At 68.3% G+C, this 26,011-nt stretch carries 24 protein-coding genes; all 24 read left to right on the forward strand.

What is annotated here, in order from left to right; translation table 11 throughout:
• Nucleotides 1-48 precede the first annotated feature (48 nt).
• Nucleotides 49-1,059: an ABC transporter substrate-binding protein gene (locus WDLP6_RS04315; protein WP_162591356.1), complete on the forward strand. Its 1,011-nt coding sequence runs from the start codon at nucleotides 49-51 to the stop codon at nucleotides 1,057-1,059.
• Nucleotides 1,056-1,841 carry an ABC transporter ATP-binding protein gene (locus WDLP6_RS04320; protein WP_162591357.1) on the forward strand — a complete coding sequence of 262 codons (786 nt, stop codon included), beginning with the start codon at nucleotides 1,056-1,058 and terminating at the stop codon, nucleotides 1,839-1,841. Before WDLP6_RS04315 ends, WDLP6_RS04320 begins: the two co-directional genes overlap by 4 nt.
• Nucleotides 1,842-1,875: 34 nt before the next feature.
• A complete protein-coding gene (locus WDLP6_RS04325) occupies nucleotides 1,876-2,730 on the forward strand; it encodes an ABC transporter permease (RefSeq protein ID WP_162565945.1) in 855 nt (284 codons plus the stop codon).
• 33 nt (nucleotides 2,731-2,763) lie between these two features.
• On the forward strand, nucleotides 2,764-3,399 hold the full coding sequence (locus WDLP6_RS04330; protein WP_162591358.1) for a 2-hydroxychromene-2-carboxylate isomerase: 636 nt from the start codon (nucleotides 2,764-2,766) through the stop codon (nucleotides 3,397-3,399).
• 137 nt (nucleotides 3,400-3,536) lie between these two features.
• Nucleotides 3,537-4,412, forward strand: a complete 876-nt coding sequence (gene dapF, locus WDLP6_RS04335) for a diaminopimelate epimerase (RefSeq protein ID WP_162591359.1) — start codon at nucleotides 3,537-3,539, stop codon at nucleotides 4,410-4,412.
• Nucleotides 4,409-5,098: a DUF484 family protein gene (locus WDLP6_RS04340; RefSeq protein WP_162591360.1), complete on the forward strand. Its 690-nt coding sequence runs from the start codon at nucleotides 4,409-4,411 to the stop codon at nucleotides 5,096-5,098. Before dapF ends, WDLP6_RS04340 begins: the two co-directional genes overlap by 4 nt.
• A complete protein-coding gene (locus tag WDLP6_RS04345) occupies nucleotides 5,095-5,712 on the forward strand; it encodes a YdcF family protein (RefSeq protein ID WP_162591361.1) in 618 nt (205 codons plus the stop codon). The genes WDLP6_RS04340 and WDLP6_RS04345 overlap by 4 nt, the downstream gene beginning before the upstream one ends.
• On the forward strand, nucleotides 5,696-6,712 hold the full coding sequence (locus WDLP6_RS04350; RefSeq protein ID WP_162591362.1) for a tyrosine recombinase XerC: 1,017 nt from the start codon (nucleotides 5,696-5,698) through the stop codon (nucleotides 6,710-6,712). Before WDLP6_RS04345 ends, WDLP6_RS04350 begins: the two co-directional genes overlap by 17 nt.
• Nucleotides 6,709-7,911 (forward strand): class I SAM-dependent rRNA methyltransferase, encoded by a 1,203-nt coding sequence (locus WDLP6_RS04355; protein ID WP_162591363.1) that lies wholly within the window; start codon nucleotides 6,709-6,711, stop codon nucleotides 7,909-7,911. Before WDLP6_RS04350 ends, WDLP6_RS04355 begins: the two co-directional genes overlap by 4 nt.
• A gap of 74 nt (nucleotides 7,912-7,985) precedes the next feature.
• The gene (locus WDLP6_RS04360; RefSeq protein ID WP_162565952.1) at nucleotides 7,986-9,038 is read left to right on the forward strand and encodes a CobW family GTP-binding protein; all 1,053 of its coding nucleotides are present in this window, start codon (nucleotides 7,986-7,988) and stop codon (nucleotides 9,036-9,038) included.
• A 285-nt stretch (nucleotides 9,039-9,323) separates the two neighbouring features.
• Nucleotides 9,324-10,226 carry an RNA polymerase-binding protein DksA gene (dksA, locus tag WDLP6_RS04365; RefSeq protein WP_232076956.1) on the forward strand — a complete coding sequence of 301 codons (903 nt, stop codon included), beginning with the start codon at nucleotides 9,324-9,326 and terminating at the stop codon, nucleotides 10,224-10,226.
• Nucleotides 10,227-10,253: 27 nt separating this feature from the next.
• Complete coding sequence (locus tag WDLP6_RS04370) at nucleotides 10,254-11,819, forward strand: STAS domain-containing protein (RefSeq protein WP_162591364.1); 1,566 nt, start codon at nucleotides 10,254-10,256, stop codon at nucleotides 11,817-11,819.
• A 114-nt stretch (nucleotides 11,820-11,933) separates the two neighbouring features.
• Nucleotides 11,934-12,479, forward strand: a complete 546-nt coding sequence (gene hslV, locus WDLP6_RS04375; protein ID WP_162565954.1) for an ATP-dependent protease subunit HslV — start codon at nucleotides 11,934-11,936, stop codon at nucleotides 12,477-12,479.
• A 4-nt stretch (nucleotides 12,480-12,483) separates the two neighbouring features.
• Nucleotides 12,484-13,806, forward strand: a complete 1,323-nt coding sequence (gene hslU, locus WDLP6_RS04380; RefSeq protein WP_162565955.1) for an ATP-dependent protease ATPase subunit HslU — start codon at nucleotides 12,484-12,486, stop codon at nucleotides 13,804-13,806.
• A gap of 374 nt (nucleotides 13,807-14,180) precedes the next feature.
• A complete protein-coding gene (mraZ, locus tag WDLP6_RS04385; protein WP_162570338.1) occupies nucleotides 14,181-14,609 on the forward strand; it encodes a division/cell wall cluster transcriptional repressor MraZ in 429 nt (142 codons plus the stop codon).
• Between the two features lie 8 nt (nucleotides 14,610-14,617).
• The gene (gene rsmH, locus WDLP6_RS04390) at nucleotides 14,618-15,541 is read left to right on the forward strand and encodes a 16S rRNA (cytosine(1402)-N(4))-methyltransferase RsmH (protein WP_162591365.1); all 924 of its coding nucleotides are present in this window, start codon (nucleotides 14,618-14,620) and stop codon (nucleotides 15,539-15,541) included.
• Nucleotides 15,542-15,546: 5 nt separating this feature from the next.
• Nucleotides 15,547-15,894 (forward strand): cell division protein FtsL, encoded by a 348-nt coding sequence (ftsL, locus tag WDLP6_RS04395; protein WP_162591366.1) that lies wholly within the window; start codon nucleotides 15,547-15,549, stop codon nucleotides 15,892-15,894.
• Nucleotides 15,891-17,645 (forward strand): peptidoglycan D,D-transpeptidase FtsI family protein, encoded by a 1,755-nt coding sequence (locus WDLP6_RS04400; protein ID WP_162591367.1) that lies wholly within the window; start codon nucleotides 15,891-15,893, stop codon nucleotides 17,643-17,645. Before ftsL ends, WDLP6_RS04400 begins: the two co-directional genes overlap by 4 nt.
• Nucleotides 17,645-19,144 (forward strand): UDP-N-acetylmuramoyl-L-alanyl-D-glutamate--2,6-diaminopimelate ligase, encoded by a 1,500-nt coding sequence (locus WDLP6_RS04405; protein ID WP_162591368.1) that lies wholly within the window; start codon nucleotides 17,645-17,647, stop codon nucleotides 19,142-19,144. Before WDLP6_RS04400 ends, WDLP6_RS04405 begins: the two co-directional genes overlap by 1 nt.
• Nucleotides 19,141-20,610, forward strand: coding sequence for a UDP-N-acetylmuramoyl-tripeptide--D-alanyl-D-alanine ligase (locus WDLP6_RS04410; RefSeq protein ID WP_162591369.1), 1,470 nt, complete (start codon nucleotides 19,141-19,143; stop codon nucleotides 20,608-20,610). Before WDLP6_RS04405 ends, WDLP6_RS04410 begins: the two co-directional genes overlap by 4 nt.
• A gap of 18 nt (nucleotides 20,611-20,628) precedes the next feature.
• The gene (gene mraY, locus WDLP6_RS04415) at nucleotides 20,629-21,807 is read left to right on the forward strand and encodes a phospho-N-acetylmuramoyl-pentapeptide-transferase (RefSeq protein WP_162565961.1); all 1,179 of its coding nucleotides are present in this window, start codon (nucleotides 20,629-20,631) and stop codon (nucleotides 21,805-21,807) included.
• A gap of 5 nt (nucleotides 21,808-21,812) precedes the next feature.
• Entirely contained in the window at nucleotides 21,813-23,534 is a 1,722-nt protein-coding gene (murD, locus tag WDLP6_RS04420; RefSeq protein WP_162591370.1) for a UDP-N-acetylmuramoyl-L-alanine--D-glutamate ligase, read from the forward strand.
• Nucleotides 23,531-24,829 carry a putative lipid II flippase FtsW gene (gene ftsW, locus WDLP6_RS04425; protein ID WP_162565963.1) on the forward strand — a complete coding sequence of 433 codons (1,299 nt, stop codon included), beginning with the start codon at nucleotides 23,531-23,533 and terminating at the stop codon, nucleotides 24,827-24,829. The genes murD and ftsW overlap by 4 nt, the downstream gene beginning before the upstream one ends.
• On the forward strand, nucleotides 24,826-25,887 hold the full coding sequence (gene murG / locus WDLP6_RS04430; protein WP_162591371.1) for an undecaprenyldiphospho-muramoylpentapeptide beta-N-acetylglucosaminyltransferase: 1,062 nt from the start codon (nucleotides 24,826-24,828) through the stop codon (nucleotides 25,885-25,887). Before ftsW ends, murG begins: the two co-directional genes overlap by 4 nt.
• The last annotated feature ends 124 nt before the right edge of the window (nucleotides 25,888-26,011 follow it).

The raw sequence follows: 26,011 nt of genomic DNA on the forward strand, positions 1-26,011 counted from the left end.
TCGTCCCGCCCGCGGTCTTCCCACATTGCATCCAGGAGACCTCTCACCATGCGCGCCTTCCACCGCACCCTGCTCGCCACCGCCCTGTGCACCACCTTCGCCGCCGCCGCGCCGCTGGCCCAGGCCGCCGAGCCGATCACCATCATGGTGGGCGGCATCAACAAGATCATCTACCTGCCGGCCAAGCTGACCGAGGCACTGGGCTACTTCAAGGACGAAGGCCTGACGGTGGAGCTGCAGTCGCAGCCGGCCGGCGTCGATGCCGAGAACCAGCTGATCGCCGGCGCCGTGCAGGGCGTGGTCGGCTTCTACGACCACACCATCGACCTGCAGAGTAAGGGCAAGGAGATCGAGGCCATCGCGGTGTTCTGCAAGGTGCCGGGCGAGGTCGAGATGGTCTCCAGCAAGGCGGCGCCGACTTTCAAGACCATGGCCGATGCCAAGGGCAAGACGCTGGGCGTGACCGGCCTCGGCTCGTCGACCGATTTCCTCACGCGCTACCTGGCAGACCGCCAGGGCGTGGCCTCCAAGGACTACTCGTTGCTGCCCGTCGGCGCCGGCAACACCTTCATCGCGGCGATGAAGCAGGACCGCATCCAGGCCGGCATGACCACCGAGCCCACGATCTCGGAAATGCTCAAGACCGGCGATGCCAGGGTGCTGGTGGATCTGCGCACCGAGAAGGATACGAGCGCGGCACTGGGCGGCCTCTATCCCGCCGCGAGCTTCTATGTCCAGAACACCTGGGCCGAGTCGCACAAGGAGCAGGCCACCAAGCTGGCCCACGCCTTTGCCCGCACGATGGAATACATCCACACCCATTCGGCGGCCGAGATCGCCGACAAGGTGCCGCGCGACTACTACGGCAATGACAAGGAGCTGTACGTGAAGGCGCTCGAATCTTCGCTGCCGATGTTCACCACCGACGCGAAGATGCCGGCCGGCGGCCCGGAGACCGTGCTCAAGGTGCTGGCCACCTACAAGCCGCTCGTCAAGAGCAAGAACATCGACCTGTCCAAGACGTACAGCAACGCGTACCTGGCGGCGGGGGCCAAGTGAGCGACAGCACGCCGGCCATCGATTTCCGCGGCGTCTCGCTGCGCTTCATCTCCGCCGACGGCAATGCCACGGTGGCGCTGCGCAACTTCAACATGGCGGTGGCGCGCGGCGAGTTCGTCGCCATCGTCGGCCCGACGGGCTGCGGCAAGTCGACCACGCTCAACATGATCACGGGCCTTTTGAAGCCCACGGTCGGGGAGGTGCACGTGATGGGCAAGCCCGTCCAGGGCATCGATCCGCGCATCGGCTTCGTGTTCCAGGCCGACGCGGTGTTCCCGTGGCGCAGCGTGATCGACAACGTCGCGGCCGGCCCGATGTTCCGCGGCAAGCCGAAGCAGGAGGCCTACGCCATGGCCGAGGACTGGATCCAGCGCGTGGGCCTCGGCAAGTTCGGCAAGCACTACCCGCACCAGCTCTCGGGCGGCATGCGCAAGCGGGTGGCGCTGGCGCAGACCTTCATCAACAACCCCGAGATCCTGCTGATGGACGAGCCCTTCTCGGCGCTCGACATGCAGACCCGCACGCTGATGCAGGACGAACTGCTCAAGATCTGGTCGGGCACCGGCGGCTCGGTGGTGTTCGTCACGCACGACCTCGAGGAAGCGATCGCGCTGGCCGACCGCGTGTTCGTGCTGTCGGCGCGGCCGGGCACGCTCAAGCGCGTCTACGAGATCGATCTGCCGCGCCCGCGCGTGACCTCGACGGTGCGCTACGAGCCGAAGTTCATCGAGCTCTCCAAGCACATCTGGGACGATCTTCGCGAAGAAGTCACGCTCGCATGAATCCCACCGAATCCCGACCTTCCGGAGCCTCTTCATGACCGACCTTGCCTTGCCCGCCGTCCTGAGCGACGAAGCGCTGGCCCGCGAGTCCGAAATCGCTCAGGCGCGCATCCGCCGGCGCCGCCAGATGATCATCACACTGCGCGTGCTGGTGCTGGTGGTGGTGCTCGGCGGCTGGGAGCTGGCTGCGCGCCGCAAGTGGATCGACCCCTTCTTCTATTCGATGCCCTCGCTGATCTACGACCAGATCGTCGAGTGGATCCGCGACGGCACCTCGCAGGGTTCGCTGTGGATGCAGGTCGCGGTGACGCTGGAGGAAACCGTGATCGGCTTCCTGATCGGCGCCATCGCGGGCGTCATCTGCGGCATCCTGCTCGGGCGCAACAAGCTGCTGTCGGACGTCTTCAGCCTCTACATCCAGATCGCCAACTCGATCCCGCGCGTGGTGCTGGGCTCGATCTTCGTGATCGCGCTCGGGCTGGGGATGGCGTCCAAGGTCGCGCTCGCGGTCGTCATGGTGTTCTTCGTCGTCTTCGGCAATGCCTTCCAGGGCGTGCGCGAGGCCGACAAGTACATGATCGCCAATGCGCAGATCCTCGGCGCCTCGCCGCGCCAGGTGACGATGTCGGTCGTGATCCCGTCGGCCATGTCGTGGATCCTGGCCAGCCTGCACGTGAGCTTCGGCTTCGCGCTGGTCGGTGCCGTGGTCGGCGAATTCCTCGGCGCGAAAGAAGGCATCGGCCTGCTGATCTCGACCGCGCAGGGTGCGTTCAATGCCAGCGGCGTGTTCGCCGCGATGATCGTGCTGGCGGTGGTGGCGCTGCTCGCCGACTTCCTGTTGACCTCGCTGGAGAAGCGGCTGCTCAAGTGGAGGCCGGCTGCGTTCTGAGAACGGTCATGGCGGGCTGAAGATAATCCCGCCATGATCGCCCTCGACTGCTACTACAGCCTGTCCTCGCCCTGGGCCTATTTCGGCGGCCCGCAGCTGCAGGACATCGTGCGCCGCCACCATGTGCAGCTCACGCTCAAGCCCTACGACTTCCAGGCGGTGGTGCCGCAGACCGGCGGCATTCCGCTGAAGACGCGGCCCGAGCCGCGCCGCAGCTACCACGCGCTCGAGCTCGCGCGCTGGCGCGAGCATCTGGGCATGCCGCTGCATCTCGAGCCCGCGCACTATCCCAAGGGCGCGCCGGCCGATCCGGACTGGAACAAGTACCCGGGCTGGATGGTGATCGCCGCGCAGCTGCAGGGGCTGGATGCGCAGCCGCTCTCGCATGCACTCCTGCGCGCGCTGTGGGCCGAGCAGCGCGACACCTCGCAGGCCGAGGTGCGCATCACGGTGGCGGAGGAAAACGGCTACGACGGCGCGGCGCTGCAGGCGCTGGAGCAGACACCGGAGACTCAGGCGATCTACCGCGCCAACAGCGCCGAGGCGGTGGAGATCGGCGTGTTCGGCGCACCCACCTACGTGCTCGCCGGCGAGCGCTTCTGGGGCCAGGATCGATTGCCCTTTCTCGATCGCGCGCTGGACCGGCTGCGGGCCGGACGCCCGGATTGATCCGGCGCCACCGGGCGCGACGGGGCGACGATGGGCGCGGTGCCTGGTGCATGCGCCGCCCGGCCGTTCCGAAGGCGAATACCGAAGCGCTGATGCGCGAAGGTATTCCAGTGCGCGGGGCAGCAGATAATCCGCGGATGCGAATCCGCTTCACCAAGATGCAGGGCGCCGGCAACGACTTCGTCGTGCTGGACGAAACCCGCGGCACGCTCGGCCTGAGCGCGGCGCAGTACCGCTTCCTGGCCGATCGTCATTTCGGCGTCGGCGCCGACCAGGTCCTGAGCGTGCGGCCCGCGCCGTCGCCGGGCATCGATTTCCAGTACGTGATCCACAACGCCGACGGCGGCGAGGTCGAGCAGTGCGGCAATGGCGCGCGCTGTTTCATGCGCTTCGTGCGCGAGCGCGGTCTGACGGTCCAGAACACGGTGCGCGTGCAGACGCTGTCGGGCGTGATCGAGCCGCGCATGGGCGCGGACGGCCGCGTCACGGTCGATATGGGCGGGCCGGTCTTCGAGCCGGCGCAGGTGCCCTTCGACACCGCCGGCCTCGACCCGCAGCCCGAAGGCAGCTGGCAGCTCTGGCATCTGGCGCTCGGCACCCGGGCCGGCAGCGACCTCGTCGCGGTGGCCGTGCTGTCGATGGGCAATCCGCATGCGGTGCAGATCGTCGACGACGTCGACACCGCGCCGGTCGCCGTGCAGGGTCCGTTGATCGAACACCATCCGCGCTTTCCGCAGCGCGTCAACGCCGGCTTCATGCAGGTGGTCGACCGCACGCACCTGCGGCTGCGCGTGTTCGAGCGCGGTGCCGGCGAAACGCTGGCCTGCGGCACCGGCGCCTGCGCCGCGGTGGTCGCGGGCATCCGGCTCGGCCTGCTCGATGCGCGCGTCGATGTCGAGACACGCGGCGGGACGCTGACCATCGAATGGACCGGCGATGGCGCACCGGTCCTGATGACCGGACCCGCCGTCACCGTGTTCGAAGGCGACATCGAGGTGCCGGAGCAGCCATGAATCATTTCAACCAGGACGCCATGAACCCGATCACCGAAGACGACATCGCCAACTACCTGGCGAACACGCCGGATTTCTTCGAGCGCCATGCGCAGCTGCTGGCGCAGGTGCAGCTCACCAGCCCGCACGGCAACCGCGCCGTCAGCCTGCAGGAACGCCAGGCCGAGATGCTGCGCGAGAAGATCAAGGCGCTGGAGCATCGCGTGATGGACATGGTGCGCCACGGCACCGAGAACGTGGTCACGGCCGATCGCCTGCAGCGCTGGACCAGCGGCCTGCTCGCCACCCGCGATCCGCGCGGGCTGCCGACGCAGATCGCCGGCGAGCTGCAGTCGCTCTTCATGGTGCCGCAGACCGCGATCAAGGTCTGGGACTGCGACAGCAACTATCTCAGTGAACCCTATGCGCAGTGGGTCAGCGACGACGTCAAGGCGCTCGCGACTTCGCTGACGGCGCCGTATTGCGGGCTGAATGCGGGCTTCGAGGCCGCCAACTGGCTGCCCGAGGCGCATGCCGCGGTGTCGATCGCGCTGATCCCGCTGCGGCCCGAGGCCGCGATGCCGGCCTTCGGCATGCTGGTGCTGGCGTCGCCCGATGCACAGCGCTTCAATGCCGAAATGGGCACCGATTTCCTGGAGCGCATCGCCGAGCTCGCCTCGGGCGCGCTGTCGCGGCTGCGGCCTTGAGGCGATCGCTCTGGCGCGTGGTGCTGGGCGCGCTCGGGGTTCTCGCGGCGGGCTATGCGGCGATCGCCATCATGGTCTGGCTGCATGCCCTCGATCTGCTCGGTCATCCGCCGCAGCGGCCGGCCGATGCGGCGCTGGTCCTCGGCAATCGCGCGTACTGGGAGGGCCAGCCCAATCCCTGTCTCACCGGCCGCGTCGATGCCGGCATCGCACTGGCCAGGGAAGGCCTGGTGCGCGAACTCGTCATGAGCGGCGGCGTGGACAAGGAAGACGGGCGCATCGAGGCCGAAGTGATGCAGGCCCACGCGCGGCTGTCGGGCTATGCAGGGCCGCTGCTGCTGGAGCCGGTGTCGGCGTCCACGCGCGAGAACCTGTCGATGTCGCGCAGCCTGCTGCAGGCGGCGGGCATGAAGCGCGTGATCATCGTTTCCGAGCCGTACCATCTGTGGCGCGCCGAACGCCTTGCGCACGCGAGCGGCTTCGATCGGCTGTTCGATGTGCAGTACGCCGCGGCGCCGACCTCGTGCTGGCGCCGCTGGGGCATGCTTTTCAAGGGCGCGCTGCGCGAGCCGCTGGCGATCGTGAACAATGGCATGAATGGCTACCTCCACTGACGCGCCGGCCGTGGTGATTCCCGTCCTGATCGAGAAATATCTCGAGCATGTGCGGGTCGAGCGCCGCCTGGCGACGCGCACGGTCGAGCTCTATGCGATCCATCTGAAGTCATTGGCCGAGAAGGCCGCTGCCGCGGGACTCGCGCTCGACAAGGTCCAGACCGCGCACGTGCGCCGCTGGATGGCGCAGTTGCACGGCGCCGGGCGCGAGTCGCGCGGCATCGCGCTGGTGCTGTCGTGCTGGCGCAGCTTCTACCGCTGGCTCGGCAACGAGGGGCTGGTGGGTGCGAACCCGGTCCAGGACGTTCATGCGCCCAAGGCCGCCCGGCCGCTGCCGAAGGCGCTCGCGGTCGACGAGGCGGTGCAGCTCGCGGATCTGCACGATGCCGAGGCCGATCCCTGGGCCGAGGCGCGTGACCACGCGATCGTCGAACTGCTCTATGGCTGCGGGCTGCGCGTCGGTGAACTGACCGGGCTCGATGCGCGGCCGAGCAACACGGCCCGCGGCTGGATCGATCTCGAGGCGACCGAAGCCAACGTGCTCGGCAAGGGCAGCAAGCGCCGCCTCGTGCCGGTGGGCGCCAAGGCGGCCGAAGCCTTGCGCGCGTGGCTCGCGGTGCGCGAGGACTGCGCGGCGCTGCCGGCGGCGCTCCTGCGCGATCCGGCGAGCGCTGCGGCGCTTTTCATCGGCCGCAATGGACTGCGCTTCTCGGCCCATTCCGTGTGGAAGCAATTGCGCCAGCGAAGCCTCAAGGCCGGGCTGTCGGCGCCGGTGCATCCGCACATGCTGCGCCATTCGTTCGCGAGCCATCTGCTGCAGTCCAGCAGCGACCTGCGCGCGGTGCAGGAACTGCTGGGGCACGCCAACATCACGACCACCCAGGTCTACACGCGGCTCGACTTCCAGCATCTGGCCAAGGCCTACGACGCCGCGCACCCGCGGGCGCAGGCGCGGGACGAGGGTCACCAGAAGACGCCCAACGCAAAGGCACGGAAATGAAGCTGCTTCGCCTGCGACCCGGCAAGGAGCGCTCGCTGCTGCGGCGCCATCCCTGGGTGTTCGAGTCGGCGATCGCCAAGGGCGGCGGTGATGCCGGCGAGACGGTGCGCATCGAGTCGGACGATGGCCGCTTCCTTGCCTGGGCGGCGTTCAGCCCGCATTCGAAGATACGGGCACGCGCCTGGAGCTTCGACGAGACGCAGCGCATCGATGCGGCCTTTCTCGCGGCGCGGGTCGCGGCGGCCGTCGAAGCGAGGCATCTGTTCGACCTGCGAAGCGACGGCGTGCGGCTGGTCCATGGCGAGGCCGACGGCCTGCCGGGGCTGATCGTCGACCGTTATGGCGACACGCTGGTGGCGCAATTCCTGTCGGCCGGCGTGGAGCGATGGAAAGCGCCACTGGCCGACGCACTGCTCGCGGCGACCGGACTCGCGAGGCTCTACGAGCGCTCCGATGCCAGCGGTCGCGAACGCGAGGGCCTTGCGCCCGTGACGGGCTGGCTGCGCGGCAGCGGCCCGACGGAACTCACGATCCGCGAGCACGACTGGCATCTCACGCTCGATGTGGCGAGCGGCCACAAGACCGGCTTCTACCTCGACCAGCGCGACAGCCGCCATCGCTTTGCCGAGCTGGCGGCGCATCGGCGCTTTCGGCGCGTGCTCAATTGTTTCTGTTACACCGGCGGCTTCACGGTCGCCGCGCTGGCCGGCCTGAGGAGCGCGGGCGCGCTCGAGGGCGCCGAGCTGATTTCGATCGATTCTTCGTTGCCGGCGCTGGAGCGTGCACGCGCGCACCTGGCGCTGAACGGCTTCGAGGGCGCTTCGGCCGAGTTTCTCGACGCCGATGTCAACGCCACGCTGCGCCGCTTCATCGAGGAGGGCAGGGCGTTCGACGCCATCGTGCTCGATCCGCCCAAGTTCGCGCCGACGGTGGCGCATGCCGAGCGCGCCGCGCGCGCCTACAAGGACATCAACCGGCTGGCCCTCAAGTTGCTGGCGCCGGGCGGGGTGCTCATGACCTTCTCGTGCTCGGGCGGCATCGGGGCCGACCTGTTCCACAAGATCGTGGCCTCGGCCGGCATCGACGCCGGGGTCGACGGCTACATCACCGAACGCCTCGGCGCGGCACCCGACCATCCGATGACCATCGAGTTTCCCGAAGGGGAATACTTGAAAGGCCTGGTGGTGGTGCGCAAGTAGGCTTTGACCTTGCGGCCGCATGGCGCGGGCCCCGTCGCTAAACTTTCCGCCTTTCCCGATTTCCGGAGCATTCCATGGCCCTCATCCCCGCCACCATCCTGACCGGCTTTCTCGGCTCCGGCAAGACCACGCTGCTCAAGCGCATCCTGAGCGAGGCGCACGGCCAGAAGATCGCCGTGATCGAGAACGAATTCGGCGAGGAGAACATCGACACCGACATCCTCGTCACCGAGTCGAAGGAGCAGATCGTGCAGATGAGCAACGGCTGCATCTGCTGCACCATCCGCGAGGACCTGCGCGAGGCGCTGCAGCTCCTGGCCGCGAAGAAGCGCAAGGGCCTGCTGGACTTCGACCGCGTGGTGATCGAGACCACCGGCCTGGCCGATCCCGGCCCGGTGGCGCAGACCTTCTTCATGGACGACGAGATCGCCGAAAGCTACCTGCTGGACTCGATCCTCACGCTGGTCGACGCCAAGCATGCGCCGCAGCAGCTCAACGACCGCCAGGAGGCGCGCCGCCAGGTCGGTTTCGCCGACCAGATCTTCATCAGCAAGAGCGAGCTGGTCGCGGAGGAAGAGACCGAGGCGCTGATCCATCGCCTGAAGCATATGAATCCGCGCGCGCCGCAGCAGAAGGTGCATTTCGGCGAGGTACCGCTCGAAAGCGTGTTCGACCTGCGCGGCTTCAATCTCAATGCCAAGCTCGACATCGACCCGGACTTCCTCAAGGAAGACGAGCACGACCACCACGACCATGACCACGCGGAGGGTGAGCATTGCGACCATCCCTCGCATGCGCACGAAGGCCATGGCCACCACCATCACCACGACGACGATGTCAAGAGCTTCGTCTACCGCTCCGACCGCGCCTTCGATCCGGCGCGCCTGGAGGATTTCCTGGGCGCGATCGTCAACATCTACGGTCCGCGCATGCTGCGCTACAAGGGCGTGCTCCACATGCAGGGCACCGAACGCAAGGTGATCTTCCAGGGCGTGCACCAGCTCATGGGCAGCGACCTCGGTCCGGCCTGGGGGCCGGACGAGAAGCGCAACAGCCGGATGGTCTTCATCGGCATCGAGTTGCCGCGCGAGATCCTGGAGCAGGGTCTGGACCAGTGCCTGGTCTGAGCCGGTCACGCAGAAAAGGGTAGCCGGCTGTCGTCGGGCCGCCCGATCTCTCTATACAATCGCGCGCCTGTTCCGGGGCCGCACCGAGCTTTCCTGAAGCGATGTGTGACTTTCGGCATAGGAATGCGCGCGGTTTTGGCTTACTTTCGGGGGTATAACCCCGGGGTTCGCCACTGGCGAGCACCCTGACAGACGCGGAGTCTGCGCGCCCATCCGCACGCAGCGTTCCGCGGGAGGAGACAACCGTTGAAAACGCGTTCCAGTTCGTCGAAGGAGCCAGTCACCGTGAAGAAACCCGCTGCCAAGCCCAAGCCCGCTGCCAAGCCGGCCGTCAAGAAGACGCCGGCGGCCAAGCAGGCCGCGCCCGCCGCGAAGAAGGTTTCTGCCGCCAAGTCCGCCAAGCCCGCCGCGCCGTCCAAGGCTCCTGCCAAGAGCAAGACAGTTGGTGCGAGCGCCCCTTCATCCAAACCGGCCGACCCCCGCGCCGCGCCACCTGCACCACCGACTCCCATGAAAAAAACGGCTGCCGCCTCTGCCTCCTCTTCCGCCACGGCGACACCTTCGATATCCGCACCGACCGCCACCCCGGCCCCCGCGCGGGGCGGGCGCGTCTCGCGGCTGTCGCAGCTCACCGTGCCCTCCATGCCGCAATCGGTGGCCTCCACCGCCGCCAAGTCCAGCTTCGTGCAGATCACGTCGAACGCGCTGGTGCCGCCGCCGCCGGTCGCGGTCAAGAAAGACCCCAAGCTCGCCAACAACTGGAAGGCCAAGTCGGCCGAGGAGCTCAGCGACGCCGAAGTGATCGCGATGCCGGACTCGGAGTACATGAACGAGAAGCAGATGGCGTTCTTCCGCCTGAAGCTGCAGGAACTCAAGCGCGGCATTCTCGAGAACGCGGGCGAAACGACCGAGCATCTGCGTGAAGACACGGTGGTCGTTCCAGACCCGGCGGATCGCGCGACCATCGAGGAAGAGCACGCGCTGGAACTGCGCACGCGCGACCGGGAGCGCAAGCTGCTCAAGAAGATCGAGCAGTCGATCCAGCGCATCGATGCCGGCGACTATGGCTATTGCGACGAGACCGGCGAGCCGATCGGCGTCGGCCGCCTGCTGGCCCGTCCGACGGCCACGCTGTCGCTCGAGGCGCAGCAGCGCCGCGAGCTCAAGCAGAAGATGTTCGGCGACTAGGAACATTCAACATTCGCTGAGTCCGATATGCCCAAGGAAGAACCCAGCCGCTTGCTGTCGAAGGTGGCGAAGTTCGTCCGCAATCCTCTCAAGGACTGGTCCGAACTCGACGCCGACGAGGCGTCGTCGCTCGAAAACGGCTACAGCCGCGAAATGCTCAAGGAGATGATCGAGCGACGGCAGCGCAACGACTTCGTGCGCCGCCGCGAGTTCGACATGCTGCGCAAGCTGCGCCAGCGGGAAGCCGCAGGCGGACGGGATCCGTCCGCCACGCCGTCGTCCTTCAATGTCAGCAGCACCTCCGGCAAGACCGAGGGACGCGCGCTCACGCTCAAGAAGATCGACGAGATCGAAGAGCAGATGTCGCAGCAATGGTGGAAGAGCCGCGGCCCCCAGCAGGCGCAGACATCGGGCGGCGATGCGGCGAATGCCGAAGGCCCGCGGATGGCGGAGCAGCATGCGCGTGCCTACGCCGACACCGTGCCGGGCGTGCCGCGGGTCGGCGCCGGGAACTCTGCGTTGCCGGGTGCGGGCGACGAAGGCGGCATCGAGGAGGCGGCGATCCGCTTTGCCCATGGCGACGATGCGGGCGCCGAGGCGATCCTGCTCCAGACGCTCGCGCCGGACAGCCCGAGCGCAGATCACGATGACAGCTGGCGCGCCCTGTTCGACCTGTATCGCGCGACCGGCGACGCCGAAAAATTCGAGGCCACGGCCACGCGCTATGCGCAGCGTACGAAACGCAGCGCGCCGGAGTGGATTTCGCTGCGCGCGCTGGCTGCCGGCGTGCAGGCCTCTGCGGCCGCAAGCGGCGAATCGAGGCCTGTGCCGGGCGGTGATGCCGACTGGTCGAGCCCGCCGCGGCTCACGCGGGAAGGCCTGATGGGCCTCACGCGCGCGCTCGGCGCGGCGGGTCCGTCCTGGAAGCTCGACTGGGGTTCGCTCGACGCCATCGAACCCGATGCCGCCGGGCCGCTGCGTGCGCTGTTCACCCATTGGGCCGATTCGGCGGTGCAACTGCGCTTTTCCGACGAGGACCGTCTGCTGAGGGTGCTCGCCGAAGCCACGCCCGCCAACGACCGGCGCACCGACGCCGTCTGGTGGCAGTTGCACATGGCGGCGCTGCGCGTGATGCATCGACCCGACGAATTCGAGCTGCTGGCGCTCAACTACTGCATCACCTACGAGGTGTCGCCGCCGCCGTGGGAAGACCCCAAGGGCGCGTACGCCACGCTCGAGGCGGCGCCGGCATCGACGTCTTCCGGCTTTTCGCGGGCCTCGCATGGCGCCGAGCCAGCCCCGGCCGCAGCCGCCGTCGGCCACGCCGTGCTCGTCGGCGAATTGACCGGCGAGTCGCTGACCACCTGGGAGCGGCTGGATGCCGAACTGGTCGAGGCGCTGTCGCCGACGATTTCCTGCGCGGCCCTGGTGCGTCTCGACTTCGCGGCTGCCGGGACGCTGCTGAACTGGGTCACGGCCCACAGCGCACGCGGCCGCCCGGTGCAGTTCGTCGATGCGCACCGGCTCATCGGGGCCTTTTTCGGCGTGATCGGCATTGCAGATCACGCCGGTGTGGCGGTGCGCCAGAACTGAACCCGGGCGTATTTTTCGCCTCGCGCGTCCTGCGTCCCTGAAGCGGCTGCGAAAGTCGGCCGGACCGTGCGGCGTTAAGCTTGCATCCCCGCAATCCGCCCTCACATCCGCTCGATGGAACAGTTTCACGGAACCACGATCATCAGCGTGCGCCGCAAGACCTCCGCTGGCGACCAGGTCGCGATCGGCGGCGATGGCCAGGTCACGCTCGGCAACATCGTCATCAAGGGCAGCGCGCGCAAGGTGCGCCGGCTCCATCACGGCAAGGTGCTGGCGGGTTTTGCCGGCGCCACGGCCGATGCCTTCACCCTGTTCGAGCGCTTCGAAGCCAAGCTCGAAAAGCACCAGGGCCACCTGGCGCGCGCGGCCATCGAACTCACCAAGGACTGGCGCACCGATCGCGTGCTGCGCCGCCTCGAAGCGATGCTGGCCGTGGCCGATGCGACCACCTCGCTGATCATCACCGGCAACGGCGACGTGCTGGAACCCGAGAACGGCATCATCGCGATCGGCTCCGGCGGCGCCTATGCCCAGGCCGCGGCCAAGGCCCTGCTCGATCACACCGAGCTGCCGGCCGACCAGATCGTCAAGAAGGCGCTCGAGATCGCGGGTGAACTCTGCATCTACACCAACATGCACCACACCATCGAATCGCTCTGACACCATGCCGATGACGCCCCAGGAAATCGTTTCCGAGCTCGACAACCACATCGTCGGCCAGCCCGATGCCAAGCGTGCGGTGGCGATCGCGCTGCGCAATCGCTGGCGCCGCCAGCAGGTCGACGACAAGCTGCGCGCCGAGATCACGCCCAAGAACATCCTCATGATCGGCCCGACGGGCGTGGGCAAGACCGAGATCGCGCGCCGGCTGGCGCGCCTGGCCGATGCGCCCTTCATCAAGGTCGAAGCCACCAAGTTCACCGAGGTGGGCTATGTCGGCAAGGATGTCGATTCGATCATCCGCGACCTGGCCGAGATCGCGGTCAAGCAGACGCGCGAGGGCGAAAGCGCCAAGGTGCGCATGCGCGCCGAAGACGCGGCCGAGGAGCGCATCCTCGACGTCCTGCTGCCGCCGGCGCGCACCGCCGAGGGCGCCGTGCACGACAGCGGCAACGCGACGCGCCAGGCCTTTCGCAAGAAGCTGCGCGAGCACGAGCTCGACGACAAGGAGATCGAGATCGATCTGGCCGAAGCGCGTGCGCCGCTCGAGATCATGGGCCCGGCCGGCATGGAGGAAATGACCGAGCAGTTGCGCGGCATGTTCGGCCAGCTCGGCCAGGCCAAGCGCAAGACGCGCAAGCTCAAGATCGCCGAGGCGATGCGCCTCCTGATCGACGAGGAGGCGGCCAAGCTGGTCAACGAGGACGAGATCCGCGCGCAGGCGATCCACAACGCCGAGCAGAACGGCATCGTCTTCATCGACGAGATCGACAAGGTCGCGACCCGCAGCGAAACGCAGGGCACGGATGTCTCGCGCCAGGGCGTGCAGCGCGATCTGCTGCCGCTGGTCGAAGGCACGGCGGTGAGCACCAAGTACGGCGTGGTGCGCACCGACCACATCCTCTTCATTGCCAGCGGCGCGTTCCATCTCAGCAAACCCAGCGACCTGATTCCCGAATTGCAGGGCCGGTTTCCGATCCGCGTCGAGCTGCAATCGCTGTCGGTGGCGGACTTCGAAAGCATCCTGACCCAGACGCGTGCGTCCCTGGTCAAGCAGTACCAGGCGCTGCTGGCCACCGAAGGCGTCACGCTCGAATTCACGCCCGAAGGCATCACGCGGCTGGCCAGCATCGCCTTCGAGGTCAACGAGCGCACCGAGAACATCGGTGCACGGCGGCTGTCCACCGTGATGGAGCGGCTGCTCGACGAAGTGAGCTTCGACGCGACCAAGCTCGGTGGGCAGACGGTGCACATCGATGCCGCGTACGTCGATGCGCGCCTCGAGGCACTAAGTCACGACGAAGACCTCTCCCGATTTATTCTCTAGGCTCGCCCCCAGGCTGCGCGCACTTCGTGTCGCTTCGCCCACCCCCTGCCGGGGGCGCAGCCAGCGGCCCGGCGAAGCCGGTCCCGCGGCTGCCCAAGAACTGGTGCGTGGCGCGGCTCGAACAATGAGCGGGTGATGATCCATCACATTCATTGCGTGAGCTAAGTACTTCATTTGCAACGAAATTCGGCATTCTTGCACTCGCAAAAATGCCGCTAAGTCGTTGATTCCATTACAAAAAATACCCGCGACGCACCCTTGCGCAGGAGGCGTTTCCTGCTACAGTGCAAAAAAGTGCAGTTAAGTGGGAAATAGTGTCGAGCGATGCCTTCGTCAAGGCATCCGGCCTCTCTCATCACCGGGGTTTCGTGGTCGTGTTTCAAGGCGCTTCATCGCTCAGTCTGGATGCCAAGGGGCGGCTTTCCGTGCCGACCCGGCATCGCGACGTCCTGAGCGCGACGGCGGCCGGACATCTCACCATCACCAAGCATCCCCACGGCTGCCTGATGGTGTTTCCGCGGCCCGAATGGGAGAAATTCCGCGAGCGCATCGCCGCGCTGCCGATGTCTGCCCAGTGGTGGAAGCGCGTCTTCCTGGGCAATGCGATGGACGTGGAAATGGACGGCACCGGCCGCGTGCTGGTGTCGCCCGAGCTGCGCGCCGCCGCCGGCATCACGCGCGACGTGCTGTTGCTGGGCATGGGCAACAACTTCGAGCTCTGGGACAAGGCGACCTACGAGGCCAAGGAGGCCGAGGCCACCCAGGGCGAGATGCCCGATGTGTTCCAGGACTTCTCGTTCTGAGGGCCGAAGTGGATCACCCATGGACCCACACGACCGTCTTGTTGAGGGAAGCGGTGGAAGCCCTCCTTGCCGACGCGTCGCCAGCTTCCGGGACGTACGTGGACGCGACCTTCGGGCGCGGCGGCCATGCGCGGGCCATCCTGGCGAGGCTGGGGCCGTCTGGCCGGCTGATCGCGTTCGACAAGGACGCGGAAGCGGTGGCCGAAGCAGCGCGCATCCAGGATGCGCGTTTTTCCATCCGGCATCAGGGCTTCAGGGATCTCGGGGAATTGCCGCCGGCCAGCGTGGCCGGCGTGCTGATGGATCTCGGCGTCAGCTCGCCCCAGATCGACAACCCCGCACGGGGTTTTTCTTTTCGTTTCGACGGCCCGCTCGACATGCGCATGGATACCACGCGCGGCGAGAGCGTGGCCGAGTGGCTGGCGACAGCCGAAGCACAGCAGATTGCGGAGGTGATTCGTGACTATGGCGAGGAACGGTTTGCTGTTCAGATTGCAAAGGCGATTGTTGCTCGCCGACAAGAACGGGGCGCAGTTTCAACCACCACCGAACTGGCCGAGCTCGTGGCTGGCACGGTCAAAACCCGCGAGCCGGGCCAGAACCCTGCAACGCGCACATTTCAGGCTTTTCGGATTTTCATCAACGCCGAGCTTGAAGAGCTGCAACAGGCGCTAGAAGCGAGTCTGGCCGTGTTGCAACCCCAGGGCCGGCTCGCAGTGATCAGCTTCCATTCGCTGGAGGATCGCATCGTGAAGCAGTTCATCGCGAAGCATTCGCGCCAGGTCTACGACCGGCGCGCGCCGTTCGCGGCGCCGCGGGCGATGAAGCTGCGCGCGCTGGGACGCATCAGGCCTTCGCAGGCCGAGGTGGACGGCAACCCGCGCGCGCGCAGTGCGATCCTGCGCGTCGCCGAGCGCACGGCGGAGCACTGACCGGGATGGCGCGCCTCAACTTCCTGCTGCTGATCGCCGTGCTGGGCTCGGCGATCTACCTCGTGCACACGCAGTACCTGTCGCGCCAGCTCTTCACCGAGTTCCACCGCGTCGAGCTCGAAGCCCGCCGGCTGGAGCTCGACCGCGATCGCCTGGAAGTCGAGAAGCGCGCCCAGGCCACGCCGCTGCGCGTCGAGAAGCTGGCCAAGGAGCAGCTCAAGATGCGCACGACCACGCCGGCCATCACGCAGTACGTGCGCCAGGACGGGACCGTGATCCCGGCAGTGGCCGCTGCGCCCGCGGCCTCCGCGCCCCGGCCTGTGCCCAAGCTGGCGCCGAAGGGGCGTCAATGACCCGTCGCAGCCGCAGCGTGCAATACACGACCAGCCCCTTGCTTGCCAGCAAGACGCCGGTGTGGCGCAGCAAGTTCATCGTTGCCGGCATCGCGCTCGGCTTCCTGGCGCTGGCCGGCCGCGCGGCCTATGTGCAGGTGTTCGGCAATGCCTTCTTCCAGCGCCAGGGCGAAGTGCGTTTCACGCGCACGCTGGAACTGCCCGCCAACCGCGGCCGCATCCTCGATCGCAACGGCCTCTTGCTGGCGTCCAGCGTGGTCGCGCCGAGCATCTGGGCCATCCCCGAGGACATCGAGCGCGACGATCCCGAGGTCAAGGCCAAGCTCAGGCAGGTGGCACAGCTGCTGGGCATGGCGCAGAAGGACTTCGACAGGAAGCTCGAGGACGAGGACCGAACCTTCGTCTGGATCCGGCGCCAGGTCGACGAGCCGATCGCCAAGCAGATCGCTGCGCTCAACATCAAGGGCATCTACCAGCGCAAGGAATACAAGCGCCAGTATCCGGAAGGCGAGGCCGCGGCCCATGTGGTCGGCTTCACCAATGTCGAGGACAACGGCCAGGAAGGCATCGAACTCGCATTCAACAAGGAGCTGGCCGGCAAGGCCGGTTCGCGCCGCGTGATCAAGGACCGCCTCGGCCGCGTGGTCGAAGGCGTCGGCGAGCAGGTGCCGCCGGCCGAAGGCCGGGACATCCAGCTCAGCGTCGACAGCAAGGTGCAGTTCTTCGCCTACCAGAAGCTGCGCGATGCCGTGACCGCCCACAAGGCCCGGGCCGGCAGCGTGGTCGTGCTCGACGCCATCACCGGCGAAGTGCTGGCGCTGGCCAACTACCCGAGCTACGTGCCCGACAAGCGGCAGAACCTCACCGGCGAACAGCTGCGCAACCGCGCGCTGACCGACACCTTCGAGCCCGGCTCGACCATGAAGCCGATCACCATCGGCATGGCGCTCGAGGCCGGCCGCGTGAAGCCGTCGACCCTGGTCGACACCTCGCCCGGCCGCTTCCAGATCGGCGGCTTCACCATCAGCGACACGCACAACTACGGCATGCTGACGGTCGAGGGCGTGATCCAGAAATCCAGCAACATCGGCGCGCTCAAGATCGCGCAGAAGATGACGCCGCGCGAGATGTGGGACACCTATACCGCGCTCGGCTACGGCCAGAAGCCGCAGATCCAGTTCCCCGGCGCGGTGACCGGGCGCCTGCGGCCCTGGAAGAACTGGCGGCCGGTCGAGCAGGCGACCATGGCCTACGGCTACGGCCTCTCGGCCTCGCTGTTCCAGATGGCGCATTCGTACACCTCGTTCGCGCACGACGGCGACATCATCCCGGTCACCATCCTCAAGAGCCCGGAGCCGGCCGTCGGCGTGAAGGTGTTCTCGGCGCAGAACGCGCTGGCCGTGCGCAAGATGCTGCAGATGGCTGCAGGCCCCGGCGGCACGGGGCCGCTGGCGCAAACCATCGGCTATTCGGTCGGCGGCAAGTCGGGCACGGCGCACAAGCAGGAAGGCCGCGGCTACGCGGGCCATAAATACCGTTCCTGGTTCACGGGCATGGCGCCGATCGAGAAGCCGCGCATCATCGTCGCGGTGATGATCGATGAGCCGAGCGACGGCCAGTATTTCGGCGGCATCGTGGCCGCGCCCGTGTTCAGCGAAGTCGTGCAGCAGACGCTGCGCATGATGAACGTGCCGCCCGACCTGGCCGTCAAGCCGCTGGTGGTGACCAGCGGCGTGGAGGAGAGCTTCTGATGCTGGCGCTCCACACTCCCGACGAAGCCGCGCGCTGGCTCAAGTCGCGCGTGCGCGGCGTGCTGCATGCCGACAGCCGGCCGGTGGCCGCGGGCGACGGCTTCATCGCCTGGCCGGGCGCGGCGACCGACGGCCGCCGCCATGTCGCGGCCGCGCTGGCGCAGGGCGCCGCGGCCTGCCTGGTCGAGCGCGAGGGCGTCGAGCCGTTCGGCCTCGACGGCGATGCGATCGCCGGCTATGCGGGCCTGAAGGCCGCGACCGGCCCCATCGCCGCCGCGTACCACGACATGCCTTCCGAACGGCTCGATGTGCTCGCCGTCACCGGCACCAATGGCAAGACCTCCACCGCATGGTGGCTGGGCCAGGCGCTGTCGAACGCGGCCAGGCCGGGGACCGGCCCCTGCGGCGTGATCGGCACGCTCGGCATCGGCGTGCCGCCGGAGCTCAGCTACACCGGCCTCACCACGCCCGATCCGGTGATGCTGCAGCGCGAGCTGCGCAGCTTCGCCGATCGCGGCTTCGGCGCTTGCGCGATCGAGGCGTCGTCGATCGGCATCGCCGAACGCCGCCTCGACGGCACGCGCATCGCCCTCGCGGTGTTCACCAATTTCACGCAGGACCATCTCGACTACCACGGCAGCATGGACGCCTACTGGCAGGCCAAGGCCGAGCTGTTCCGCTGGCCCGGCCTGCGCGCCGCGGTGGTCAACATCGACGACGTGCATGGCGCCTCGCTGGTGGCGAGCCTGATGGAAAAGGGCGTCGGCGCGCTCGACGTCTGGACCGTGTCGGCCAGCGGCGCGCCGGCCCGGCTCGCGGCCGAGGACATCGGCTACGACGCGCAGGGCCTGCAGTTCTCGGTGGTGGAGCGGGGCGCCGCGCGCCAGCGCCTGTCGACGCAGCTGATCGGCCAGTACAACGTCGCCAACCTGCTGGGCGTGCTGGGCACGCTGCGCGCGCTCGGCCTGTCGCTCGAAGACGCGGTGCAGGCTTGCGGCCGGCTCGACAGCGTGCCCGGCCGCATGGAGCGCATCAGCGTGCCGGGCCAGCCGCTGGCCGTGGTCGACTATGCGCACACGCCCGACGCGCTCGACAAGGCGCTTGCCGGCCTGCGGCCGTTGGCGCAGCAGCGCGGCGGCCTGCTGTGGTGCGTCTTCGGCTGCGGCGGCGACCGCGACACGGCCAAGCGGCCCATGATGGCCGCGGTGGCCGAGAAGCAGGCCGATCGCGTGGTCGTCACCAGCGACAACCCGCGCAGCGAGACACCGTCGGCGATCGTCAGCCAGATCCTGCTCGGCCTGGCGAGCCCCGAGGCCGCGCAGGTCGAGCCCGATCGTGCGAAGGCGATCGCCGACACGCTGGCGCAGGCGGCGCCCGAGGACGTGGTGCTGCTCGCCGGCAAAGGCCACGAGGCGTGGCAGGAGATCGCCGGCGAACGCATCGCCTTTTCGGATCGCACGCATGCGATCGATGCACTGACGCGAAGGACAGCTGGATGAACGACGCGCTCGCGACCGCGCCGATGATGACCCTGGGTCAGGCCCTGCCGTGGATTCCCGGCGCACGCCTGGTCGGCGGCGCTGCCACGCCGATCCTGCGCGTGCACACCGACACGCGCACGCTCGCGCCCGGCGACCTGTTCGTGGCGCTGAAGGGCGAACGCTTCGATGCCAACGCCTACCTCGACGACGCCCGCACGCGCGGCGCGGCCGCGGCGATCGCGCACGGCGGCCTCGAAGCCGCGGGCCTCGCGGGCCTCGAAGTGCCCGACACGCTGGCCGCGCTCGGCGCGCTGGCCACCGGCTGGCGTTCGCAGTTCGAGCTGCCGATGGTGGCCGTCACCGGCAGCAACGGCAAGACCACCGTCACGCAGATGATCGCGGCGATCCTGCGCGTGGCCTGCGGCGACCGCGCACTCGCCACCGCGGGCAACTTCAACAACGAGATCGGCGTGCCGCTGACGCTGCTGCGGCTGCGTGCGCACCACCAGCTGGCCGTGGTCGAGCTGGGCATGAACCATCCGGGCGAGATCGCGCGTCTGGCCGCGATGGCGCGCCCCTCCATCGCGCTGGTGAACAACGCGCAGCGCGAGCACCAGGAATTCATGGCCAGCGTCGAGGCCGTGGCGCGCGAGAACGGCGCGGCCTTCATCACGCTGCCCGGCAACGGCACCGCGGTGTTCCCCTATGGCGACGAATTCACGCCGCTGTGGGACGAACTCGCGCACAAGGGCGCGCCGCGCCGCTGCCTGACCTTCGGCGAACATGCCGATGCGGACATCACGCTGCTGGCGGCCGACTGGCAGCGCGGCGCCTGGCAGTTCGAAGCCCGCACGCCGGTCGGCGATCTGCGCTGCGCGCTGCGCATCGCCGGCCGCCACAACGTGGTCAACGCGCTGGCGGCGATCGCCTGTTCGCTCGCCAGCGGCGTGTCGCTCGACAAGATCGCCGAAGGGCTGGCCGCGTTCGAGCCGGTCAAGGGACGTTCGCGCGCCGCCGAGCTGCTGCTGCCGGGCGGCCGCGCGATCACGCTGATCGACGACAGCTACAACGCCAATCCCGACTCGGTGCGTGCCGCCATCGACGTGCTCGCCAGCCTGCCCGGTCCGCGCGTGCTGGTGCTGGGCGACATGGGCGAGGTCGGCGACCGCGGTCCGCAGTTCCATGCCGAGGTCGGCGCCTGGGCGCGCGAGCGCGGCATCGAGACCCTGTTCGCACTGGGCCAGGAATCGGCGCACAGCATCGCGGCCTTCAGGGCGTCCGCGGATTCACGCGTTGCCGAAGGCCGGCACTTCGACGACATCGAGACGCTCAAGGACGCGGTGCTCGCACGCTTGCCGGAGACCGCCAGCGTGCTGGTCAAGGGATCGCGATTCATGCGGATGGAGCGCGTGGTCCAGACCATCGCCGCGGCCGGCACGCCACGACAACAACAACAAAACAAGGAGGCCGGCCATGTCGAATGAGCCGCGCTTGGCAACCTCATGCTGATGAGCCTGGCCCAATGGCTGCAGACGGTGTCGCCCGACTTCGGGTTCCTGCGCATCTTCCAGTACCTCACCTTCCGCGCGCTGATGGCGGCGCTGACGGCGCTGCTGGTCGGGCTGATCGCCGGGCCGTACGTGATCCGCCGGCTCACTGCGCTCAAGATCGGCCAGCCGGTGCGCGGCTACGGCATGGAGAGCCATCTGACCAAGAGCGGCACGCCCACGATGGGCGGCGTCCTCGTGCTGTTCGCGATCGCGTTCGCCACGCTGCTGTGGTTCGACATGTCGAACCGCTTCGTGTGGATCGTGCTGTGGGTCACGCTCGGCTTCGGCGCCATCGGCTGGGTCGACGACTGGCGCAAGGTGGTGCGCAAGGATCCGGAGGGCATGCGCTCGCGCGAGAAATACTTCTGGCAGTCGGTGGTCGGCCTGGTGGCCGGCTTCTACCTGCTGTTCAGCATTTCAGAGAGCTCCAACTGGCGCGTGCTCGAGCTGTTTTCCAGCTGGGTGAGCTCGGGCTTCGACCTGAGCTTCCCGCCCAAGATCAACCTGCTGGTGCCTTTCTTCAAGGAAGTGAGTTATCCGCTGGGCGGCATCGGCTTCGTGATCCTCACCTACCTGGTGATCGTCGGCGCGAGCAATGCGGTCAACCTCACCGATGGCCTCGACGGCCTGGCGATCATGCCGGTCGTGATGGTCGGCTCCGCGCTGGGCGTGTTCGCCTACGTCACGGGCAGCGCCGTGTATTCGCGCTACCTGCTGTTCCCGCACATCCCGGGCTCGGGCGAACTGCTGGTGTTCTGCTCGGCGATGGCGGGCGCCGGCCTGGCCTTCCTCTGGTTCAACACCCATCCGGCGCAGGTCTTCATGGGCGACGTGGGCGCGCTCGCGCTCGGCGGCGCGCTCGGCACCATCGCGGTGATCGTGCGGCAGGAGATCGTCTTCTTCATCATGGGCGGCATCTTCGTGGTCGAGGCGATCTCGGTGATGGCGCAGGTCACCTACTTCAAGTACACCAAGAAGCGCTTCGGCGAAGGCCGCCGCGTGCTCAAGATGGCGCCGCTGCACCATCACTTCGAGAAGAGCGGCTGGCGCGAGACGCAGGTCGTGGTGCGCTTCTGGATCATCACCATGCTGTTGTGCCTGGTGGGCCTGTCGACGTTGAAGCTGCGGTGAAGCCCATGCGACATCTGCAAGACCTTCACGTGCTCGTCCTGGGCCTCGGTGCGTCCGGCCTGGCGATGGCGCGCTGGTGCGCGCGCCATGGCGCGATGGTGACGGTGGCCGACACGCGCGAGGCGCCGCCGCAGCGCGATGCGCTCAGGCAGGCGGTGCCCGACGCAGTCTTCGTCGGCGGCCCGTTCACGGCTGCGCTGGTCGAAGGCACGTCGGTGCGCGCGGTCCATGTGTCGCCGGGCCTGTCGCCGGCCTCGGTCGCCGTGGTGGCCGGCGCGGCGCGGGCGATCGGCCTGCCGGTGGGTGGCGAGCTCGAGCTGTTCGCGCAGGCGCTGGCGGATCTGCGCACGGTCGACGTCGTCGATGCGCCGACGGTCGAGGACGCGCCGCTCGCGGCACCGGCCCTCGAACCCGAGGCGACGCCGCCCGAGGCCGTCGAGCAGGCCGAGCCCACGCAAGCCCAACCGGCCGCGGAATCCGCCGAGGACGACGACGACGACATCGCCGCCGAATCGCCGGCGCCGGTCATCGAGCCGCCTGCGCCCGCGCCGCAGGGCTATGCGCCCGCGGTGCTGGCCATCACCGGCACCAATGGCAAGACGACCGTCACCGCGCTCACCGGTCAACTGGTGGCGCGTGCCGGCAAGAGCGTCGCGGTCGCCGGCAACATCGGCCCGACCTTGCTGGACACCCTGGCCGCGCACCTCGACGCCGGCACGCTGCCCGAGGTCTGGGTGCTCGAGCTCTCGAGCTTCCAGCTCGACGGCGTGCAGGGCTTCGAGCCCACGGCCGCCACGGTGCTCAACCTGTCGCAGGACCATCTCGACTGGCACGGCGACATGGCCGCGTATGCGGCGGCCAAGGCGCGCGTTTTCGGCACGCGCGGCGTGATGGTGCTCAACCGGGAAGACGACGCCGTCATGGCCATGCGGCCTGCGCCGGTCAAGCTCGCCAAGGGGCAGGTCGCGCGCAGCATCGTCACCTTCGGCGCCGACCTGCCGCAGCGGCCGGGCGACTACGGCATCGAGCGAATCAACGGCATGGGCTGGCTGGTGCGCGCGCTCGAGGCCGACGAGACGCAGAAGCGCAAGCGCGGCGCGGCCATCGAGGAAGAAGAGATCCACATCCAGCGCCTGATGCCCGCCGACGCACTGCGCATCCGCGGCCGGCACAACGCGCTCAACGCGCTGGCGGCGCTCGCGCTCGCCACGGCTGCCGGCTGCCAGCTCGGCCCGATGCTCTATGGCCTGCGCGAGTACCACGGCGAGCCGCATCGCGTCGAGCCGGTGGCGATCGTGGACGAGGTCGAGTACTTCGACGACAGCAAGGGCACCAACGTCGGCGCGACGGTCGCCGCGCTCGGCAGCCTGGGCGAGGAGCGGCGCGTGGTCGTGATCCTCGGCGGCGAAGGCAAGGGCCAGGACTTCGCGCCGCTGGCCGCGCCGGTGCGCCAGTACGCGCGCGCCGTCGTGCTGATCGGCCGCGATGCACCGCTGATCGAAGCCGCACTGGCGTCCACCGGCGTCACGATGCAGGCCGCTGCGTCGCTGCCCGAAGCCGTCCAGGCCGCGGCCGGCCGCGCCCATCCGGGCGACGCCGTGCTGCTGTCGCCGGCCTGCGCGAGCTTCGACATGTTCAAGGACTACGCGCACCGCGCCGCCGTCTTCTGCGAGGCCGTGCAGGCGCTCGCCGATGCACCGCGCGGCGCCGGCGGAGAGATCGCATGAACACCGCCACCGCCGCCGCTGCGACGCCCAACAAGACCGGCCGCTTCAACGGCTGGTTCAGCCGCGCCAAGAGCAGCATCGATGCGCTGCCCATGCACCTGCCCGTGCGCCTCGGCAACGCCGGCATGACGCAGACCAAGGCGGCGCCGATGCGCGTGCTCGGCTTCGATCAGGCACTCGTGTGGGTCACGGTCGCGCTCCTGGCCTGGGGCCTCGTGATGGTGTACTCGGCCTCGATCGCGCTGCCGGACAACCCGCGCTTCGCGCGCGCCGGCTACGGCCCCGCCTTCTTCCTCACGCGGCACCTGGCGTCGATCGTGATCGCCTTCATCGCCGGCCTTTTGACTTTCCAGATCCCGATGAAGACCTGGGAACGCGCCGCGCCCTGGCTCTTCGTCGCTTCGCTGCTGCTGCTGGTGGTGGTGCTGATTCCGCACATCGGCATCAACGTCAACGGCGCGCGCCGCTGGCTGCCGCTCGGCTTCATGCGCTTCCAGCCGTCGGAGCTGGCCAAGCTGGCGATGATTCTCTACGCCGCCAGCTACATGGTGCGCAAGATGGAAATCAAGGAGCGCTTCTTCCGCGCCGTGCTGCCGATGGGCATCGCGGTCGTGGTGGTCGGCATGCTGGTGATGGCGGAACCCGACATGGGCGCCTTCATGGTGATCGCGGTGATCGCCATGGGCATCCTGTTCCTCGGCGGCGTCAATGCCCGCATGTTCTTCGTCATCGCGACGCTGGTGGTGGTCGCCTTCGCCTCGATCGTGGCATCGAGCTCATGGCGGCGCGAGCGGATCTTCGCCTACCTCGACCCGTGGACCGAGGAGCATGCGCTCGGCAAGGGCTACCAGCTGTCGCACTCGCTGATCGCGATCGGCCGCGGCGAGATCTTCGGTGTCGGCCTCGGCGGCAGCGTCGAGAAGCTGCACTGGCTGCCCGAGGCGCACACCGACTTTCTGCTTGCCGTGATCGGCGAGGAATTCGGCCTCGTCGGCGTGCTGCTCGCGATCGGCCTGTTCCTCTGGCTCACGCGCCGCATCATGCACATCGGCCGCCAGGCGATCGCGCTCGACCGCGTGTTCTCCGGCCTCGTGGCGCAGGGCGTCGGCGTGTGGATGGGCTTCCAGGCCTTCATCAACATGGGCGTCAACCTGGGTGCCTTGCCGACCAAGGGCCTGACCCTGCCGCTGATGAGCTTCGGCGGTTCGGCGATCCTGATGAACGTGATCGCACTGGCGATCGTGCTGCGCATCGACTACGAGAACCGCGTGCTGATGCGTGGGGGCCGGCTATGAGCAGGACAGCATTGGTCATGGCGGGTGGCACGGGCGGGCACATCTTCCCGGGTCTCGCCGTGGCCGAGGCGCTGCGCGAGCGCGGCTGGCGCGTGCACTGGCTGGGCGCGCCCGGCAGCATGGAAGAAAAGCTGGTGCCGCCGCGTGGCTTCGCCTTCGAGCCGGTGCAGTTCGGCGGCCTGCGCGGCAAGGGCCTCGTGACCTTCGCCTTGCTGCCGCTGCGCCTCTTGCGCGCCTTCCTGCAGAGCCTGCGCGTCGTGCGCCGGGTGCAGCCCGACGTCGTCGTCGGCCTGGGCGGCTACATCACCTTTCCGGGCGGCATGATGAGCGTGCTGCTGCGCAAGCCGCTGGTGCTGCACGAGCAGAACTCGGTCGCGGGCCTGGCCAACCGCGTGCTCGCGGGCGTCGCGGACCGCGCCTTCACGGCCTTCCCCAACGTGATCAAGACCGCGCACTGGGTCGGCAATCCCTTGCGCGCCGCGTTCATGCAGCAGCCCGATCCGGCGGTGCGCTTCGCCGGCCGCCGCGGTCCGCTCCGGCTGCTGGTGGTGGGCGGCAGCCTCGGCGCGCGCGCGCTCAATGCGGTGGTGCCGAAGGCGCTCGCGCTGATCGCGCCGCAGCAGCGCCCGCACGTCATCCACCAGAGCGGCGCGAAGCAGATCGACGAGCTGCGCGCCAACTACGCGGCCGCCGGCGTCGAGGGCGAACTCACCCCCTTCATCGAAGACACCGCCGGCGCGTACGCCGATGCCGACCTGATCGTCGCGCGTGCCGGCGCCAGCACCGTCACAGAAATCGCGGCCGTCGGCGCAGCAGCGCTGTTCGTGCCTTTCCCTTCCGCCGTGGACGATCACCAGACCACCAACGCGCGCTTCCTCGTCGACGCGGGCGGCGGCTGGCTCGTTCAACAGACCGAACTCACACCCGAATTGCTGGCCGACTTGCTACAGAAAACCGACCGCCCCGCGCTGCTGGAGCGCGCCATCAAGGCCAAGACGATGCGCAAGACCGAAGCGGTCGATGCAGTCGTCCGCGCCTGTGAGGAGCTTGCGAAGTGATGCCCACCCCCGTTGCTTGCTCACTTCGTGTAGCCGCCTCCCCCCTCAAGGGGGCGACACCGGAGGCCCGGCAGAGCCGGTTCCGCGGTGTCTCCCGAGAGGGCTTCGCCTTGCTTGCCGTTGC

The organism is Variovorax sp. PBL-E5, assembly GCF_901827185.1.
GTDB lineage: Bacteria > Pseudomonadota > Gammaproteobacteria > Burkholderiales > Burkholderiaceae_C > Variovorax.

Coding starts and splice junctions, on each gene's coding strand:
- WDLP6_RS04315 (WP_162591356.1), top strand. CDS start 49: ATGCGCGCCTTCCACCGCACCCTGCTCGCCACCGCCCTGTGCACCACC.
- WDLP6_RS04325 (WP_162565945.1), top strand. CDS start 1,876: ATGACCGACCTTGCCTTGCCCGCCGTCCTGAGCGACGAAGCGCTGGCC.
- WDLP6_RS04330 (WP_162591358.1), top strand. CDS start 2,764: ATGATCGCCCTCGACTGCTACTACAGCCTGTCCTCGCCCTGGGCCTAT.
- dapF (WP_162591359.1), top strand. CDS start 3,537: ATGCGAATCCGCTTCACCAAGATGCAGGGCGCCGGCAACGACTTCGTC.
- WDLP6_RS04340 (WP_162591360.1), top strand. CDS start 4,409: ATGAATCATTTCAACCAGGACGCCATGAACCCGATCACCGAAGACGAC.
- WDLP6_RS04350 (WP_162591362.1), top strand. CDS start 5,696: ATGGCTACCTCCACTGACGCGCCGGCCGTGGTGATTCCCGTCCTGATC.
- WDLP6_RS04355 (WP_162591363.1), top strand. CDS start 6,709: ATGAAGCTGCTTCGCCTGCGACCCGGCAAGGAGCGCTCGCTGCTGCGG.
- WDLP6_RS04360 (WP_162565952.1), top strand. CDS start 7,986: ATGGCCCTCATCCCCGCCACCATCCTGACCGGCTTTCTCGGCTCCGGC.
- WDLP6_RS04370 (WP_162591364.1), top strand. CDS start 10,254: ATGCCCAAGGAAGAACCCAGCCGCTTGCTGTCGAAGGTGGCGAAGTTC.
- hslV (WP_162565954.1), top strand. CDS start 11,934: ATGGAACAGTTTCACGGAACCACGATCATCAGCGTGCGCCGCAAGACC.
- hslU (WP_162565955.1), top strand. CDS start 12,484: ATGCCGATGACGCCCCAGGAAATCGTTTCCGAGCTCGACAACCACATC.
- ftsL (WP_162591366.1), top strand. CDS start 15,547: ATGGCGCGCCTCAACTTCCTGCTGCTGATCGCCGTGCTGGGCTCGGCG.
- WDLP6_RS04400 (WP_162591367.1), top strand. CDS start 15,891: ATGACCCGTCGCAGCCGCAGCGTGCAATACACGACCAGCCCCTTGCTT.
- WDLP6_RS04405 (WP_162591368.1), top strand. CDS start 17,645: ATGCTGGCGCTCCACACTCCCGACGAAGCCGCGCGCTGGCTCAAGTCG.
- WDLP6_RS04410 (WP_162591369.1), top strand. CDS start 19,141: ATGAACGACGCGCTCGCGACCGCGCCGATGATGACCCTGGGTCAGGCC.
- mraY (WP_162565961.1), top strand. CDS start 20,629: ATGCTGATGAGCCTGGCCCAATGGCTGCAGACGGTGTCGCCCGACTTC.
- murD (WP_162591370.1), top strand. CDS start 21,813: ATGCGACATCTGCAAGACCTTCACGTGCTCGTCCTGGGCCTCGGTGCG.
- ftsW (WP_162565963.1), top strand. CDS start 23,531: ATGAACACCGCCACCGCCGCCGCTGCGACGCCCAACAAGACCGGCCGC.
- murG (WP_162591371.1), top strand. CDS start 24,826: ATGAGCAGGACAGCATTGGTCATGGCGGGTGGCACGGGCGGGCACATC.